The sequence below is a fragment of the uncultured Methylovirgula sp. genome, from assembly GCF_947646745.1.
Taxonomy (GTDB): domain Bacteria; phylum Pseudomonadota; class Alphaproteobacteria; order Rhizobiales; family Beijerinckiaceae; genus Methylovirgula.
This window is the reverse complement of record NZ_CANSHK010000001.1, coordinates 128,328-143,650: the sequence shown is the minus strand read 5'-3', so window position 1 is coordinate 143,650 and position 15,323 is coordinate 128,328. Positions and strand designations below refer to the sequence as shown.

The 15,323-nt window shown below is 62.1% G+C and carries 17 protein-coding genes; 6 read left to right on the top strand and 11 right to left on the bottom strand.

Features of this window, described 5'->3' with window-relative positions; genetic code table 11:
* The 7 genes from Q0025_RS00750 to Q0025_RS00720 form a co-directional block, all read right to left on the bottom strand.
* The coding region (locus Q0025_RS00750) for a DUF4403 family protein (protein WP_297295079.1) at positions 1-780 on the bottom strand (780 nt) is incomplete at its 3' end.
* A 162-nt stretch (positions 781-942) separates the two neighbouring features.
* The gene (locus tag Q0025_RS00745) at positions 943-1,269 is read right to left on the bottom strand and encodes a hypothetical protein (RefSeq protein WP_297295078.1); all 327 of its coding nucleotides are present in this window, start codon (positions 1,267-1,269) and stop codon (positions 943-945) included.
* Positions 1,270-1,275: 6 nt separating this feature from the next.
* On the bottom strand, positions 1,276-1,764 hold the full coding sequence (locus tag Q0025_RS00740) for a hypothetical protein (RefSeq protein WP_297295077.1): 489 nt from the start codon (positions 1,762-1,764) through the stop codon (positions 1,276-1,278).
* A complete protein-coding gene (locus Q0025_RS00735; RefSeq protein ID WP_297295076.1) occupies positions 1,761-1,928 on the bottom strand; it encodes a hypothetical protein in 168 nt (55 codons plus the stop codon). The genes Q0025_RS00740 and Q0025_RS00735 overlap by 4 nt, the downstream gene beginning before the upstream one ends.
* 145 nt (positions 1,929-2,073) lie before the next feature.
* Positions 2,074-2,574 (bottom strand): hypothetical protein, encoded by a 501-nt coding sequence (locus tag Q0025_RS00730; protein ID WP_297295075.1) that lies wholly within the window; start codon positions 2,572-2,574, stop codon positions 2,074-2,076.
* A 27-nt stretch (positions 2,575-2,601) separates the two neighbouring features.
* Positions 2,602-2,931, bottom strand: a complete 330-nt coding sequence (locus Q0025_RS00725) for a hypothetical protein (protein ID WP_297295074.1) — start codon at positions 2,929-2,931, stop codon at positions 2,602-2,604.
* A 1-nt stretch (position 2,932) separates the two neighbouring features.
* Entirely contained in the window at positions 2,933-4,888 is a 1,956-nt protein-coding gene (locus Q0025_RS00720) for a phage portal protein (RefSeq protein ID WP_297295073.1), read from the bottom strand.
* Between the two features lie 76 nt (positions 4,889-4,964).
* Here Q0025_RS00720 and Q0025_RS00715 point away from each other — a divergent pair, with 76 nt between their 5' ends.
* On the top strand, positions 4,965-5,147 hold the full coding sequence (locus Q0025_RS00715; RefSeq protein ID WP_297295072.1) for a hypothetical protein: 183 nt from the start codon (positions 4,965-4,967) through the stop codon (positions 5,145-5,147).
* 4 nt (positions 5,148-5,151) lie between these two features.
* On the opposite strand, the gene Q0025_RS00710 is transcribed toward Q0025_RS00715, so the two are convergent.
* The 3 genes from Q0025_RS00710 to Q0025_RS00700 all read right to left on the bottom strand — a co-directional run bounded on the left by Q0025_RS00710 (position 5,152) and on the right by Q0025_RS00700 (position 7,725).
* The gene (locus Q0025_RS00710) at positions 5,152-6,447 is read right to left on the bottom strand and encodes a phage terminase large subunit (RefSeq protein ID WP_297295071.1); all 1,296 of its coding nucleotides are present in this window, start codon (positions 6,445-6,447) and stop codon (positions 5,152-5,154) included.
* A gap of 432 nt (positions 6,448-6,879) precedes the next feature.
* On the bottom strand, positions 6,880-7,395 hold the full coding sequence (locus Q0025_RS00705) for a hypothetical protein (protein WP_297295070.1): 516 nt from the start codon (positions 7,393-7,395) through the stop codon (positions 6,880-6,882).
* 3 nt (positions 7,396-7,398) lie between these two features.
* The gene (locus Q0025_RS00700; protein ID WP_297295069.1) at positions 7,399-7,725 is read right to left on the bottom strand and encodes a hypothetical protein; all 327 of its coding nucleotides are present in this window, start codon (positions 7,723-7,725) and stop codon (positions 7,399-7,401) included.
* Between the two features lie 73 nt (positions 7,726-7,798).
* Between Q0025_RS00700 and Q0025_RS00695 the strand changes: the two genes are divergently transcribed.
* Both Q0025_RS00695 and Q0025_RS00690 read left to right on the top strand, forming a co-directional pair.
* Positions 7,799-8,488: a S24 family peptidase gene (locus Q0025_RS00695; protein WP_297295068.1), complete on the top strand. Its 690-nt coding sequence runs from the start codon at positions 7,799-7,801 to the stop codon at positions 8,486-8,488.
* A 63-nt stretch (positions 8,489-8,551) separates the two neighbouring features.
* Positions 8,552-8,860, top strand: a complete 309-nt coding sequence (locus Q0025_RS00690; RefSeq protein ID WP_297295067.1) for a hypothetical protein — start codon at positions 8,552-8,554, stop codon at positions 8,858-8,860.
* Positions 8,861-8,870: 10 nt separating this feature from the next.
* On the opposite strand, the gene irrA is transcribed toward Q0025_RS00690, so the two are convergent.
* Complete coding sequence (gene irrA / locus Q0025_RS00685) at positions 8,871-9,356, bottom strand: iron response transcriptional regulator IrrA (protein WP_297295066.1); 486 nt, start codon at positions 9,354-9,356, stop codon at positions 8,871-8,873.
* Between the two features lie 189 nt (positions 9,357-9,545).
* Here irrA and ahcY point away from each other — a divergent pair, with 189 nt between their 5' ends.
* The 3 genes from ahcY (at position 9,546) to tsaE (ending at position 15,283) form a co-directional block, all read left to right on the top strand.
* Positions 9,546-10,952, top strand: a complete 1,407-nt coding sequence (gene ahcY / locus Q0025_RS00680; RefSeq protein ID WP_297295065.1) for an adenosylhomocysteinase — start codon at positions 9,546-9,548, stop codon at positions 10,950-10,952.
* Positions 10,953-11,190: 238 nt separating this feature from the next.
* Positions 11,191-13,632 (top strand): PAS domain-containing sensor histidine kinase, encoded by a 2,442-nt coding sequence (locus Q0025_RS00675; protein WP_297295064.1) that lies wholly within the window; start codon positions 11,191-11,193, stop codon positions 13,630-13,632.
* 97 nt (positions 13,633-13,729) lie between these two features.
* Positions 13,730-15,283, top strand: a complete 1,554-nt coding sequence (gene tsaE / locus Q0025_RS00670) for a tRNA (adenosine(37)-N6)-threonylcarbamoyltransferase complex ATPase subunit type 1 TsaE (protein WP_297295063.1) — start codon at positions 13,730-13,732, stop codon at positions 15,281-15,283.
* Positions 15,284-15,323 lie beyond the last annotated feature (40 nt).

Below are 15,323 nucleotides of genomic sequence, written 5' to 3'. Positions count from 1 at the left end.
CGCCGCGACCGGCGCCGGCGCAGCGCCAACAGAAGTCGCAGCATTGCCCTGCAATTCGAGCGTGCCCCACAGCACCTGACGATCGGCGCGCACGCCGGCGAAGGCGGCGCTTTGCGGCGTCAATTGCAGCCAGACCGGCGGATTGTCGGCGAGCTTGATCGGCTCGAAGGCATGGCGCCAAGCGGTCGCTGCCTTGCCGCGCAGATCGAGCCGGCGCACCGCCTCGGCCGCGCGGGCTCGCACCCGCGCGAGCTGTTCACGAATCCGCGGCTCGACATAACGGGCGAGCGGAATATCGCGGCCGAGCACATGAAGCACCGGCGGCTCTGTCCAATGATAACTATCGCTCAAGTGAAGATCGAGCGACCAGTCGCGCCGCAGCTCCGGCCGCGCCGTCGCTTCGACAACGACACCGGCCTCCGCCGCGCCGTGAATGCGTCGCGTGAATCGGTTGGCGCCCTGCCCGCTCACCGCGCCATAGATCGGCGTCGACCCGATGATCGCATCGCCGCGGCCATAGAGCGAGACCGGGCCGGTGCGCTCGATAGCGCCTTCAATGTCGCAATTCGCCCTGACGCGAAAGAACAGCACGCGCCGGTGAACGCATTGGATGCGTTCGTCGAAGGTCGCAAGCCGCCGCGGCACGTCGCGCTCGACCGCGCGGGCAAGCGCCGGAATGCCGAATTCGATCGTCGCGGAAACATGCGATAGCGTGACAAAGGGCGCTGGCTTATCGGGACTGACCGGAGGCGCTTCGTCGGCACGGACGGAATTACACAAAATTGTTACAAAAAGAAGCGCGGCCCCTGCGCGACGATACGCTGCAATTTTGCCCATCGCCTCGCTCCGCATCCAACGCCCGCCAATTAATCAGGCTTATGCGCGCGCGCGTCAAGATTGAGAAGCGTGTCGCGCAAGCGGTGAAGGCGATCACCGTCGAAGCTACTTATTCTTCCAGTCAAACCAGCAGATCGCATCCAATGCTACCGGATATCCCTTGGTAACATCCCATTCGCTGTCGATTCGTGCGAGGCACGCGGCCGCGTCAGGAAGATCCCACTGGCAAAACTTCTTGTCATTATCGAAATTTCCAGGCCAAAGCCCGCGGTCCAGGAGTCCGCGCACGACATCAAGCGTGCGCGCCTTGACCTCTTCGTTACTCTCAAGATCGAGACGATCCCGCACCGCCCCGACAATTGCCCAGAGACCGATCCAATCTTCTTGCGCTTCGGTAAGAAAGTCCTCGACAATAGTTTCGATCGTCCACATATCGCCTCACTGCTGATAATGAAAACGTACCTTGATGTGCGCACTCGGCACGTTAACATCGACCGTAGGAATACTTTGATTGTTGTTGCGATATCCGACGTAGCCTACGTTACCAGGTAACTCGGTCATCTCACCTGGATAGGGCCCAGCGTAGGGCGTCCCGCCAACACTTAGATAATCATATGCCGCTCGCGCGGCCTCCGCACCGCCAGGAGCATTCCTGACATCGCCGCCACCACCGGGCATGCCGATCAGATTCCCGCCCGGCATCACATAATCCGTCACGCGTTTGACGGCAACTTTGGCGATTTCCGCGTTGAGATCGGCGATATCTTTGTCTGTCGGCCCCCAGTCAGGGGCTGTCACGTAAGAGAGATTCGCATTCTTAGGGTCCAGGGCGCGCAGAGTATTAATCGCATTCGCCCATTCCTGCCCGCGTATTTCCGCGAGAGGATCGGTCGGCTCTTCGGCCCCACGATTCTCTTCGTCTGTCACGCCGCCTTGCGCCGTACGTTCCCGCGGTTTCGTAGAACCTGACGCCCACCACCCGCGCCATCCACACTCGCAAAACGCCCGCGTTCGTCGTGATGCGGATTGAATTTTTTGACCGGCGCGGCCTGCGCGCCGAGCGCCACATAGCCCTGGCCCGTCAGCGTCATCGGTCTATTGGCCGCGGCATCGGGATAGGGATCGCGGCCAAGCGCGGCGCGCGCCTCGTTGATCGTGATGATGCCTTTCGACGTATAGCTCGAAAGGATCGCCTCCTGCGCCTGCGGATCAGATTAGGCGCATCGAAGTCGTTTTTTAATTTCGATTCAGCAAGGAAATAATATTTGCCTTCGTCAAAAACTTTCCGTCCATAGTGATGTGACGATAATCGTTCGGAATTTCAGAGAGTTTATTCACGACGGATCGATCGCCTGCCTTCGCAAGCAAATAGAAATAGAGGAATTTTGTATCGATTGCGATACCATAAAATTCTTCCATCTCCTGCTCGATTGGCGCCGCGCTCAATTCTCGTAGAGCACCCTGATCATCGCCAGCCTTGTCAAGAACTTCAGCAATAATCTTGTGTGGAAGACATTGGCAATAGAAGAGCGCGCTATCGTCACGCAGAAGCTCGATCGCCTTTTGATATTGGCCCTGCTTTATAAACGCGATTGATCTCCAGTAAGCTTCGCGAGCCTTATCTTCACGGGTCAAAGCGTGGTCGCGGGCTTCATCAAGCAAGGAATAGACGGACGACCAGGCCTTCTCACGCATCAGCTTTTGAATTTTACGAATATCGTCGTCGCTTAATTGCATCAGACGAGGCCCCCTCCACGCCGCTCGCTAAGGTTGTCTTGAGCGGAACCAGCAGATCGGCTTGGACATAACGGGATCGCCCTCGGTCACGTCCCATTCCCTATCGATCCGTGCGAGGCAAGCGGCGGTGTCCGGCTCATCCCAAAAATAAATCTTCGATCCACCGTGGCGGAAATTACCCGGCCAAAGTCCATGCTGCAAAAGCTCACTCACCACATCAAGGGTGGCTGTCTTGACATCTGAATTATTTGATAAGCTGAGGTCCCATCTTACCGCGTCGGCTATGGCCCATAAAGCTACCGAATCATTCGCCGCTTCTCTCAAGATATCATCCGCGATTTCATTGATGCTCGCCATGTCAATTTCCTCGATAGTGAAATCGCGTCTGTCGAATGATCCCTAGAACTTTTATATCCAAAGTCGGGATGCCCTGATCATTATAACGGAACCCAACCGAACCTACGTCACTCGGCAGAATAACCATTTCACCCGGATAATCGCCCGTATACGGTGTCCCCCCGACTTTGAGATAATCAAAAGCCGCCCGGGCCGCCGGCGCCCCGCCGGGAGCCTCTCTAACGCCGCTGCCGGTCCGCACACCCATCAGTTTTCCACCCGGCATTATAAAGGCGCTGACCCTTGCTTCCGTAACTCTGGCGATTTCCGCGTTGAGATCGGCGATGTCTCGATCCGTCGGCACCCAATCGGGCGCGGCCGCGTAAGTAAGGTTCGGGTTCTTGGGATCGAGGGCGCGCAAGGTCGCGATTGACTTCGCCCATTCCTGACCGCGCACCTCGGCAAGAGGGTCCGCAGGCTCTTCCGCATCGCGATTTTCTTCCTCGGGTATGCTTCCTTGCGCCGTGCGCTCCCGCGGTTTTGCAGAACCTGACGCCCCACCCCCGCCGTCCGCACTCGCAAAACGCCCGCGTTCGTCGTGATGCGGATTGAATTTTTTGACCGGCGCCGTCTGCGCGCCGAGCGCCACATAGCCCTGGCCCGTCAGCGTCATCGGCCGATTGGCCGCCGCATCGGGATAGGGATCGCGGCCAAGCGCGGCGCGCGCCTCGTTGATCGTTATGATGCCTTTCGACGTATAGCTCGAAAGCACCGCCTCCTGCGCCTGCGGATCGATCGCGGGCTCGGCGCTCCAGGTGAATTCGAGATCGGGCGCGGCGAATTCCTGCGCGATGACCTGATCGATCAGTTCCTTCACCCAGGCGAGGACCGGCGCGAGACCTTCCTCCTCCGAAAGCTCCTTCTGCGTCTGCGCCGTGGCGCGATTGACCTGCTGCGTCAAGGCCTGCGGCGAGATCGAAAAGGCAAAGCAGACAATGCGCGCCAGCCATTCGTCGAAGGGGCCCTTGAGGTCCGGCTCCTTGGTCTGGATGAAGGTCTTGGCGACGCCGCCGGGGACGAATTTCGCCCGCCGCCGGCGGCCGAGATCGCCGTCGAAATAAGCGTCCCAATATTTCTGGTAGGAGGCGATCTGGTCGGGCGTCCAATTCTCGGGCACGCCGATCAGGCTGTCGGGAATATTCCCCTGCGTGAAATAGTCGAGCAGATACATCTGCCGGCGCAGCGCGATATTCACGCTGGTGATGATCTGCTCGACGGGGCTCAGGCCGTAGGCGTGATTGACGCGCAGGTTGCGCGGCCGATAGATGATGTCGCGCAGCGAATAATTGACCGCAGGATAGCCTTTCAGCACCTGCTGATAGGCGACGGGATAGACGGTCGCGCCGTTCTCGGCATAGGGCTGCGGCGTGCGGCCCCAATCGTCGATCACCGGCTTGATCGTCGCGCCGTCGAGCGGCAGAAGCGCCGTCAGCCGGCCGCCGCGATCGCGCTGCAAATAAAGCGTCGGCGCATCGATGACGAACAATTCTTCGAGCAGCAGCCGTAGCCAGTCGCCGAAGGAATGCAAGCCGTCCGGCCTTGCGAAGAACTGGCGCAGCGTTGCAAGGCGCGGATCGGCGCCCGGCTGCTTGCTGCGCGGGCCGATCGACCAGATAAGGCGCGCAATCTGATCCTTGCGCGTCTCGATGACGAGGCGCAGCAGATCATAGCCATCGGCAAGGCCGCGCAAGGTATGAAACGAGACGGGCTCGTCGATGCGCGGCGTCGTCGCGAGATTATAGCCGGATGGATAATCCCATTGCCGGCCCGAGACTTCGGGCGGCGCCAGCGGCGTGATCGGCGCCAGCGGCCCGAACCAATCGGCCCCCTGCCCCGCTGCGCCGGGCTGGCCATAGCTCACGCTGACTTCATAGGGACTGAGCGGCCAGCTCGGCTGGCCTGCACCGCGTTCCATCATGAACATTCCTTAAGGGCGGAACCGCGCCGCGGCCGGCCGGTTGATTCGTCATCGGGATCAGCCAAGGAGGACGGACATGGCTCTGGCTTATTATGAAGCGACCGAGCCCGAAGCCGCGCCGCTGTACCGGCCGGATTCGACCCTATCGCCGGATGAAAGCGCGCATCTGCGCACCTATCGGAAATTCACGATGCTCGCGCGCACGGCCGCATTCTGCGCGCCGCTGCTGCTCGCCTTCGTGCTTTATTGGACGCAGTAAGCGGCTACCGGTTCGTCTCGCGCCGGTAGAATTCGATGATGCCCGTGCCGTCGGTCAGCTCGAAGAGATAGGTCAGCGCCCAGATCGCCGCGTCGGCATGATCGGGGCTGCCGGCGCCGCCATAGCCCGCCGCGGTGAAGGCGCAGAGCTGATCTTCGAGCGGGGCGAAGCGCCCGGCGTGATGCACCTGGCCTTGCGCATAGCGCACCGAGATGGGCTCGGCGCGCACCGCCTTGCCGCGGCTCGCGGTGACGAGCCGCACCGGCACATTGGGATCGGCGGCATGGATGGTGGCGCGCACCATCTCGCCGCCGAAGTTGGATTCGGCGACAATGCAGTCGGCGCGGAATTCGTGAAACGCGGTGACGGCGCGGCGCCCCCAGACAGCGGGCGCCTCGCGGCACGAGCGATCGGCGAGGATATAGCAATCGCCATCCGTGCCGCGCGCCGCGATGATCAAGCCGATTTCGTCGGCGTTAAGGTCGTCGCGCCCGGCCGCGCCGGAAGGATCGACCGCAACCACGACGCTGACGCGGGCGGCCTCGGGAATATCACCCGGCGCACAACGCGTCGTCTCGATGATCTCATAGCTCCAGAGAGCCGCTTCGAGCTCGTCGACATAGACGCCTTCATAAAAGCGCTTGCGCTGCCGCTCCGGCAGATTGGCGAGGCTTTCCAGAAATTCCGGGGCGAGATTGTCGGCATTGTCGACCGGGTTCAGAAACATGCGCGCGTAATTCTTCGGATCGGCGAGCTTCTGCATCGACGCCGGATCGCGCTTGTCGCCGAACAGCAGATTGGTCCAATGCGATTTGGCGACCGGGTTCAGATCGACATAGGCACGCTGCTTCAAGCCTTCGACCTTTTGCGCCAGTCGCGTGAAGGCGACGAGTGCCGAGCCATAGGGAATTTGCGACGCCTCGTTGAGAAAGATGCTGACATATTCGAGGCCGAGAATTTTTTCGACCCGCTCCTTGTCGTCGAGGCCGCCGATCCAGATGCGCGACTTGTTCGGCAGTTCGAAAAAGCCGTCCTGGCGATGCTGTTTCAGCTTGAGCGCCGGAAAGCAAAGCTTGGCGACATTCGGCAGCGTATCGAGCGCGATCGAGGCGCGCGCCGCATTGGCATGAAAACGCAGGATGGCATGGCGTGAGCCGGGCGCCTTCAGCGCCCGGGCGACGATGGCGCGGACGATGAGAAACGTCTTGCCCGAGCGTGTCCCGCCGGCAAGGCACGTATATCGTTGCGGCCCTTCGAGGAGACGGCGCGCCGCCTCCTGCCCCGGGCTGAATGAGACCATGAGACATCCTTTGCGGGCCCTGCCGCAAAGCGATGCGGCCAAAACAAAAGGCCACCGCGTTGCGATGGCCTCGAAGGAAACGGAGTTGCAGCGGGCATAGAACGGGCGCTGCAATGCGCGTGTTATGCCTCGCAAAGTGTTGCGCCGTCAACGGATCGGCGCAGCATGGTTTTGCGGGTTTGTACAAGGATAAGGCGCAGGTCGTCATTTGCGAGACGCGATAGCGGCGAAGCAATCCAGATTCAAAAAAAGCGATTCTGGATTGCTTCGCTTCGCTCGCAATGGACAGGGTGGGATGCGGATCGGAAGGGAAACCAGCGCGCAGATCGGGCGCTGCAATGCGCGTGTTATCGCTCGCAAATTGTCGCGCCGTCAATGGATTGGCGCAGCGCGGTTTTGAAGGTTTGCACGCCTTCGTCTCGCATCGGCGTCTCAAAAGACCGGCGCGTTGCGCGAATTGAGCAGGTCGGCGAGATAGGCGAGCGCCTTGGCGCGCTTGCGATAGAAGGTATGCGGCGCCCATTTCTTTTCGGTGCAAAGGCGGCGCACCGATTTGCGCCGCGCCGTGCGCAAGGCCCAGAGGCTCGTCACCAGCGCCATGCCGGAATCGACGGCGCGCAATTCGCGCAGCCAGTCGAAAGCGGATTCCATCTCGGCGATTTCGGCGGCGCTCGGCCGCAGCACGGTGAAATTCTGCGCTGCCTCGCGGGTGCGCTTTTCGGCATCCGACAATTCGGCCTGCGCCAGGCGATCCGCCCATTCGACCGCATGGCGCGGCCAATGCCCGCCCGGCTCGCGCGGACCGCGGGCGCGCGGCAGACGATCGAGCGTCATGAAGGCCTTCACCAAGCGGCGTCCGACATGTTCCGGCTCCCAGCGCGCCGGGATGCCGAAATTCTCCTCGTCATAAGGGCGTTCGAGCGCGTTGATCTTCATGTCGTCGTCCATCGCTCACGCCTCATCGTCGAGAATATTGTCGAGCAGGTTCGGTTCGTCCGCGGCGACGAGCAGCAAAAGCCGGATCAAGGCCTCGCGGGTGAGGCCGCGCTTGGCGGCCGCCGCGTCGTAGCGGGCGGCGGCGTCCGGCGGCAGGCGCAGGGCCGTTGCGGCGGCGTCGCGAAAGGCGAGGCCGAAGCGCTGGGCTTGGCGATGCACGTTGTTCGGCGTCGAACCGATCAGCGGGTCCTCGGCAATGCGCTTGGCGCCGAATCCCTGCCCGACCAGGAATCCGAGCCGCGCGACGCGCTCAGTCGTCCACGATGTTTTTTCCGATGACATGCGTATGTCCCTCCTCTCAGACGCATTTATTAGGTAATTATACCTGCATGTCAACGGTAAAATTACTCAGTGCATGGCGAAAGAATTCGGTCAATCTACCGTTATGGAGCTTGAGGACATTTTAGCCCGCGTCGAAAGCCGCCTGGAGGCCTTGGGCCTGTCGGCGCATGCGGCCTCGCTCGCGGCCAAGAAGCCGGATGCGATCCGCAATTTGAAGCGCGCGGTCAAAAACGGCGACCGGCGCGGCATCACCACCGAAACACTGGCCGCGCTTGCGCCCGTGCTCAAGACGAGCGCCGCCTGGCTTCTCGAAGGCATCGGCGATCCCGGCGCGGGCAATCAGGTCAAGGTCGTCGGCAGGATCGGCGCCGGCGCCGAGATCTTGCCGGAATATGAGCAAATTCCTGAGGATGGCCTCTACGAGATCAGCGTGCCTTTCTCGATCCCGGCGGATACGGTCGCCTTTGAAGTCGAGGGCGAAAGCATGTGGCCGCGCTATGATTCCGGCGACGTGATCATCTGCGGACAGCAGAGCGAGGATGCCGAGACGGTTGTCGGCCGCGAGGCCGCCGTGCGTACGCAGGACGGGCGGCGCTATTTGAAGCGCGTGCGGCGCGGCGCCGTCGCCGGCACGTATGATCTCGAAAGCCACAATGCCGCGCCGATCCGCGGCGTCCAGATCGCCTGGGCCGCAGCCATCCAGGCGGTTGTGCGGGCCGGACAATGGCAGCGGATCCTATCCAGAAAAGAGCGGAGTTTGTAAGGTAATAATACCTATATTAGGTATAATTACCTATTATAATGCGTCTTCTTACCGGAGACGCCCATGCTTTCTCTCAGCCCTCACGATCCCGCCGAAGCTTTGCGCGCCCAGGCCCGCCGCACCGCCGCCTATATGCTGAAATGCCGGGCGCGGGAGTATGCACGCCGACCGATGCAACTCGAAATTCTCTATCCGGGCCTTGCCGCGGCCGAACCCGCCGTGCTGATCGCAGTCGCCGCGCATCTCGTCGAGAACGAGAGGAAGAATCCGCGCCGCTGGTTCGGCTTCGGCGGCGAGGTCGGCGCGCTAAATGCCAAAGCGGCGCTCCTGCTTGGCCGCACGTTGCGGCGCAGAGCGGCTGCGCAGCCTTAGAGGACGGAAATTAGGACTCTGGATCGACCGGCTTGGCCGTCGCCAGGCCGTCGCGACGCGGCCGCAGCCGGACGACGACATCGACCTTGGCGATCTCGTAGCCCTCGGGCGGCGTAAACTGGCTCGCGATATTGAGATTATTGGCCGCGATATCCGTCACGCGGCCGGTATCTTCATAGAAATAATGGCAGTGATCGGTCGTGTTGGTATCGAAAATCGTCTTGCCGCCCTCGACCGTAAAACTACGGACGAGACCGACCTCGGCGAAGAGATTGAGCACATTATAGACGGTGGCGAGCGACGCGAACATCCGCGCGTCATGCGCTTCGGCTGCGAGCACATCCGCGGTAATATGACGATTACCCTTGCTGAACAGCAGCTTAGCAAGGCCTAGCCGTTGCCGCGTGGCGCGCAGGCCGTATTTTTCCAGCATCGGGCGGATCTGCCCCGTGCTGATCCCCGGCCCCGAAACCAATTCGCGTGCGACAAGTCCCATCGTCCCTAAACCCCTATGCAAGCCAAAAGTTTAACAAAAACCGTGCCAGCGGATCAACCCCTGAGCCTCATTTAAGAACCGTCCTAAACCCGGAGTAGCCCGGCCCGGTTCATATAAAGACTTGTTTATATCTTTATTGCGTTAAACCCGTCTTTGCGCTAGACCCGCGCCGATTTTCGAGGAGCGCTCATGACCCACCCGACCGCCGACCACGCCATTACAGATTTGGGGCTTGCCGCCTGGGGCCGCAAGGAGATCGACATCGCCGAGACGGAAATGCCGGGCCTGATGGCGACGCGCGCCGAATATGGCGCCGCGCAGCCGCTGGCCGGCGCGCGCATCGCCGGTTCCCTGCACATGACGGTGCAGACGGCCGTCCTGATCGAGACCTTGAAGGCGCTCGGCGCCGATATCCGCTGGGCCTCCTGCAATATTTATTCGACGCAGGACCATGCCGCCGCGGCGATCGCCGCCACCGGCATTCCGGTCTTCGCCCGCAAAGGTGAAAGCCTCGTCGATTATTGGGACTATACCCACCGCATTTTCGAATGGGGTGATGGCGGCGGACCGAATCTCGTTCTCGACGATGGCGGCGACGCCACCCTGCTCATTCATCTCGGCGTGCGTGCAGAGGCCGGCGATATGGCCTTCCTCGACAAGGCGACCAATGAGGAAGAAGAAGTTCTCTTTGCCGCGATCAAGCGCCGGCTGAAGGAGAGCCCCGGCTGGTACGGCCGCATCGCCGCCGGCATCAAGGGCGTCAGCGAGGAGACGACGACCGGCGTGCATCGCCTCTACATCATGCAGAAAGAGGGCAAGCTCCTCTGGCCGGCGATCAACGTCAATGATTCCGTCACCAAGTCGAAATTCGACAATCTCTACGGCTGCCGCGAATCGCTCGTCGACGGCATCCGCCGCGGCACCGACGTGATGATGGCCGGCAAGATCGCAATGGTCGCGGGCTTCGGCGACGTCGGCAAAGGCTCAGCCGCATCGCTGCGCAACGCCGGCTGCCGCGTGATCGTCTCGGAGGTCGATCCGATCTGCGCTTTGCAGGCGGCGATGGAAGGCTACGAAGTCGCGACGATGGAAGAGGCCGCGCCGCGCGCCGATATTTTCGTCACCTGCACCGGCAATATCGATGTCATCCGCCTCGAACATATGCGCGAGATGAAAGACCGCGCCATCGTCTGCAACATCGGGCACTTCGACTCCGAGATCCAGGTTGCGGCCTTGCGCAATTTCAAATGGAACAACGTCAAGCCGCAGGTGGACGAAATCGAATTTCCCAACGGCAAGCGCATCATCCTTCTGTCCGAGGGCCGGCTCGTCAATCTCGGCAATGCGATGGGCCACCCCTCTTTTGTCATGTCGGCGTCCTTCACCAATCAGACCTTGGCGCAGATGGAGCTTTGGACCAAGCAAGGTCAATATCAACGCGAGGTCTACACTTTGCCGAAGCATCTCGACGAGAAGGTCGCCTCGCTCCACCTTGCCAAGGTCGGCGCGCATCTGACCAAGCTCACGCCGGAGCAAGCCGCTTACATCGGCGTGCCGCAGCACGGCCCGTTCAAGCCCGAGCAATATCGTTATTGACGCCAGCGTGCCGCGCCGGTCGCGCCTCAGGGCCGGCGCTCACGACAAATTTCCGGCAAGACTTTTTGCTGTAAAGACTAGGCTTCGCCGGCCCGCGCCGCCGCGACATGCTGTAAATAGGTGATTCGGGCTGGATGACAGCGATTCTCGAAGGCGCCGCGTCCGCGGGCCGTTAAGAGGTCGGGGAATGGGCGAACGAGCACGGCGGCGGGACGGCTCAAGCGCGCGACATTCGCACATGGCTTGGCTTTTGCCGCTTCGGCCGGCAATGGCCCTGGCGCTGTCTGCGCTTGCGGCGACGGCGCAGGCCGAGCCGAGCTATCCGGGGCTGGTGCTCGAACACATGCGCGCCAGCCAGGATATCGTCGGCCTGTCGCTCATCGTCGGGCTGGTGATGTTTTCGGTGGTCACGGCGCTGCTGCATCTGCGCGAAACCCGCAAATGGACCAAGCAGGACGCCGCCTATACGCTCGAATTGAACAATCTGCGCGCCAGCCTCGACCGCGCTTTGGTTTTTCTCGCCGCCGAGCCGCAGATCATCGTCGCCTGGGGCGGCCCCGGCAACGAAGCGGAGATCGAGGGCGATCTCAGCCTCGTTACCGACCAGCCGATCGCCCGCCGCATCCTCGGCTTCGGCTCCTGGCTGCCGCCGGACTCTGCCCAATTGCTCGATGCCTGCGTCGAAAAGTTGCGCACGCGCGGCGAGGCCTTTCATTTCATCGTCGATAGCCTGGCCGGGCGCACGCTCGAACTCGATGGCCGCGCGGTGAGCGGCCGCGCCATCATGCGCATTCGTGACGTGTCCGGCGACCGGCTGGAGGCCACGCGGCTGCGCGAACGGCTGCTGCGCGCCTTCAGCGAGCTTGACGCTCTGCATGCCCTGCTCGATTCGACGAGCTATCCTGTCTGGCTGCGCGACCGCGGCGAGAAGCTCACCTGGGTCAATGCCGCTTACGTCCACGCCGTCGAGGCGAAGGATGCGCCCGACGCGCTGCTGCGCGGCACTGAGCTTCTCGAACGCACGACGCGCGACCAGTCGATCGAGGCGCGCAGGGGCGGCACCATCTGGCGCGCCCGCGCCGCGGCGGTTGCGGCGGGCCAACGCCGCCTGCTCGACATTGTCGAAGTGCCGGTCTCCATGGGTTCGGCCGGGCTTGCCACCGACGTTTCGCAGATCGAAGCGATGCGCACCGACATGGAGCGGCAGTCGAATGCGCATGCGGCGACGCTCGACCAGCTTTCGACGGCGGTCGCCATTTTCGATCGCCGCAAAAGGCTTGTCTTCCACAATTCCGCCTACCGCCAGCTCTGGTCGCTGCCGCCCGCCTTCCTCGAGGAAAATCCGTCGGATTCCGAAATCCTCGACCGGCTGCGCGCCGGACGGCTCCTGCCCGAACAAGCCGACTTCCGCGCTTGGAAGGACGGCCTGTTGTCGGCCTACCAAGCGCTCGAGACGAGCGAACAGGTCTGGTACTTGCCGGACGGCCGGACGCTGCGCGTCGTCATCAATCCCAATCCGCAGGGCGGCGTCACCTATCTCTTCGACGACGTGACCGAGCGCTTCCATCTCGAATCGCGCTTCAACGCCTTGATGCGGGTGCAGAGCGAGACGCTCGATACGCTGAAAGAGGGCGTCGCCGTTTTCGGCACCGACGGGCGGCTCAATTTCTTCAATCCGGCTTTCGCGCAGCTTTTGCAGCTCGATGCGGTGGCGCTGCAAGACAAGCCGCATATCGACCGCCTCGGCACGCTTTGTACGATCTTCGGCCCGGACGATCCGGCCTTTGGCGAGATCCGCAGCGTTGTCACCGGCCTTGGCGATCAGCGCCGCGTCTATCAAGGCCGCATCTCGTGCCGCGACGGCGCCGTACTCGATCTCGCGGCGCAGCCGTTGCCGGATGGCGCGACACTGCTCACCTTCACCGACACGACGGCGAGCGTGAACGTCGAGCGCGCGCTCACGGAGCGCAACAAGGCGCTGATGGATGCCGAAAGACTTCGCAACGACTTCGTCCATCATGTCTCCTACGAACTGCGTTCGCCGCTCACCAATATCATCGGCTTCATCGAACTTCTGAGCGATCCCGCGACCGGCCCGCTGAATGAAAAGCAGCGGCAATATGCGGGCTATGTCACAACCTCGTCGTCGGCATTGCTCGCCATTATCGACAACATCCTCGATCTCGCCTCGATCGACGCCGACGCGCTGGAACTCAATCCCGAAAAGATCGACATCCGCGAAACAATCGGCTTGGCGGCGCAAGGCGTCCAAGACCGGCTCGCCGAATCCTCGATCCATCTGAAGATCGAGGCGTCGAACGACATCGGCACCTTCGTTGCCGACGGGCAGCGCATCCGCCAGATCCTGTTCAATCTTTTGTCGAACGCCATCGGCTTCTCGGAGCCGGGCCAGACGATCGTGCTCTCAGCTTCCCGCCGCGGCGAAGCAATCATTCTCAAAGTCAGCGACCAGGGACGCGGTATTCCGCCGGATGTGATCGACGACGTCTTCAAGCGTTTCAAGACGGACAGCCTCGGCTCCCGCCACCGCGGCGTCGGTCTCGGCCTTTCGATCGTGCGCGCGCTCGTCGAACTGCACGGCGGCTTTGTCGAGATCGATTCAGCGCCGGAGCGGGGCACGGTCGTGAGCTGCATCTTTCCCGACCGGCTCAAGAGTTAGTCGAAGCCGGGATGGACAAAAACATTGGTATCGGATCGGATATGAGGAAAGACGTGAGGCGATGACGGCGGCGTTTTCGGTGAAAGGGAATTAGGCGATGGCGGCTTCTTCGCCGCAGTGGGCACAGACCGCGACCTGGCGCCTCGCGCTTTCCGATGAAGCGGCGACGGCGATGCTCGCCATCGAACTCGCCCATTGGCTGCGGCCGGGCGATCTCGTGACGCTGAGCGGCGAGCTCGGTGCCGGCAAGACCGCCTTTGCGCGCGCCTTGATCCGCAGCCTGACCGGCGACGCAGATCTCGAGGTGCCGAGTCCGACCTTCACCTTGATGCAGATCTACGATGCCACGGACTTTCCCATCGTCCATGCCGATTTCTACCGCATCCGGGCGCCATCGGAACTGGACGAGCTCGGCTGGGACGAAGCCAGCGAAGGCGCACTCGTCCTCGTCGAATGGCCCGAACGCGCTGCCGGCCGCCTCGAAGCCGACCGGCTGGACGTCAGGCTCGCGCTCGATCCTGCGCAAGATGCGGGCTTCCGCACCGCCACTTTGACTGGCACGGGCCGTTTCGCATCGCGCCTCGATATCGCCCGCGCGATCCATAACGTTCTGGCCCAATCAGGCTTCGCCGATGCCGAACGTCAGTTCATGCAGGGCGATGCCTCGACCCGCGCTTACGAAAAGCTCGTCAAACCGGACGGTACGACGGCGGTGCTGATGATCGCGCCGCCGCGTGCCGATGGGCCGCCGATCCGCTTCGGCAAATCCTATGGCACGCTGGCCCATCTCGCCGAAAACATCAGGCCCTATGTCGCCATCGACAAAGGTCTGCGCGCCGAAGGGTTCTCGGCGCCCGAGATCTACGCCGCCGATCTCGATGTCGGCATTGCCGTCATCGAGGATTTCGGCAATGCCGGCGTCACCGAGGCGGGCGCAATCATCCCTGAGCGTTACGCCGAATCCGTCGCGCTGCTCGCGCGGCTGCATCACCTCAGCCTGCCGGACACGCTGCCGATCGACGAAGAAAACACCTATCGCATCCCGCCTTACGACGTCGATGCGCTGTCGATCGAGACCGAGTTGCTCGTCGATTGGTATGCGCCGCATGTCGCCAAAGCTTCTTTGACCTCGGGCGCCAAGGCAAGTTTCGTCAATCTCTGGCGGCACGCGTTGCGCGAGGTCGTCTCCGGGCCGCAGACCTGGACGCTGCGCGATTTCCATTCGCCGAACATCCTTTGGCTGGCCGAGCGCCAGGGCAGCGCCCGGGTTGGCCTCATCGATTTCCAGGATTGCGTGCTCGGCCATCCGGCCTATGACGTTGTGTCGCTGCTGCAGGATGCGCGGGTCGACGTGCCACCGGAGGTGGAATTGAAACTGCTCGGCCATTATGCGCAATTGCGCCGCATCGCCGACGCGACATTCGATATGGCGGCCTTTGCCCGGGCCTATGCGGTGCTGGGAGCCCAGCGGGCGACGAAAATTCTCGGCATTTTTGCGCGCCTCGATAAGCGCGACCACAAGCCGCAATACCTCGTCCATCTGCCTCGCATTGAGGAAAATTTAGCTAAGGATTTGGCGCATCCCTTGTTGTCTGGTCTCAAGGGCTGGTATGAGACCCACCTGCCTCAGATCCTCAAAAGAGGCGCCTGAATGCAAACCGCGCCCGCCACCGGGTGCGACGGGGTTGGCC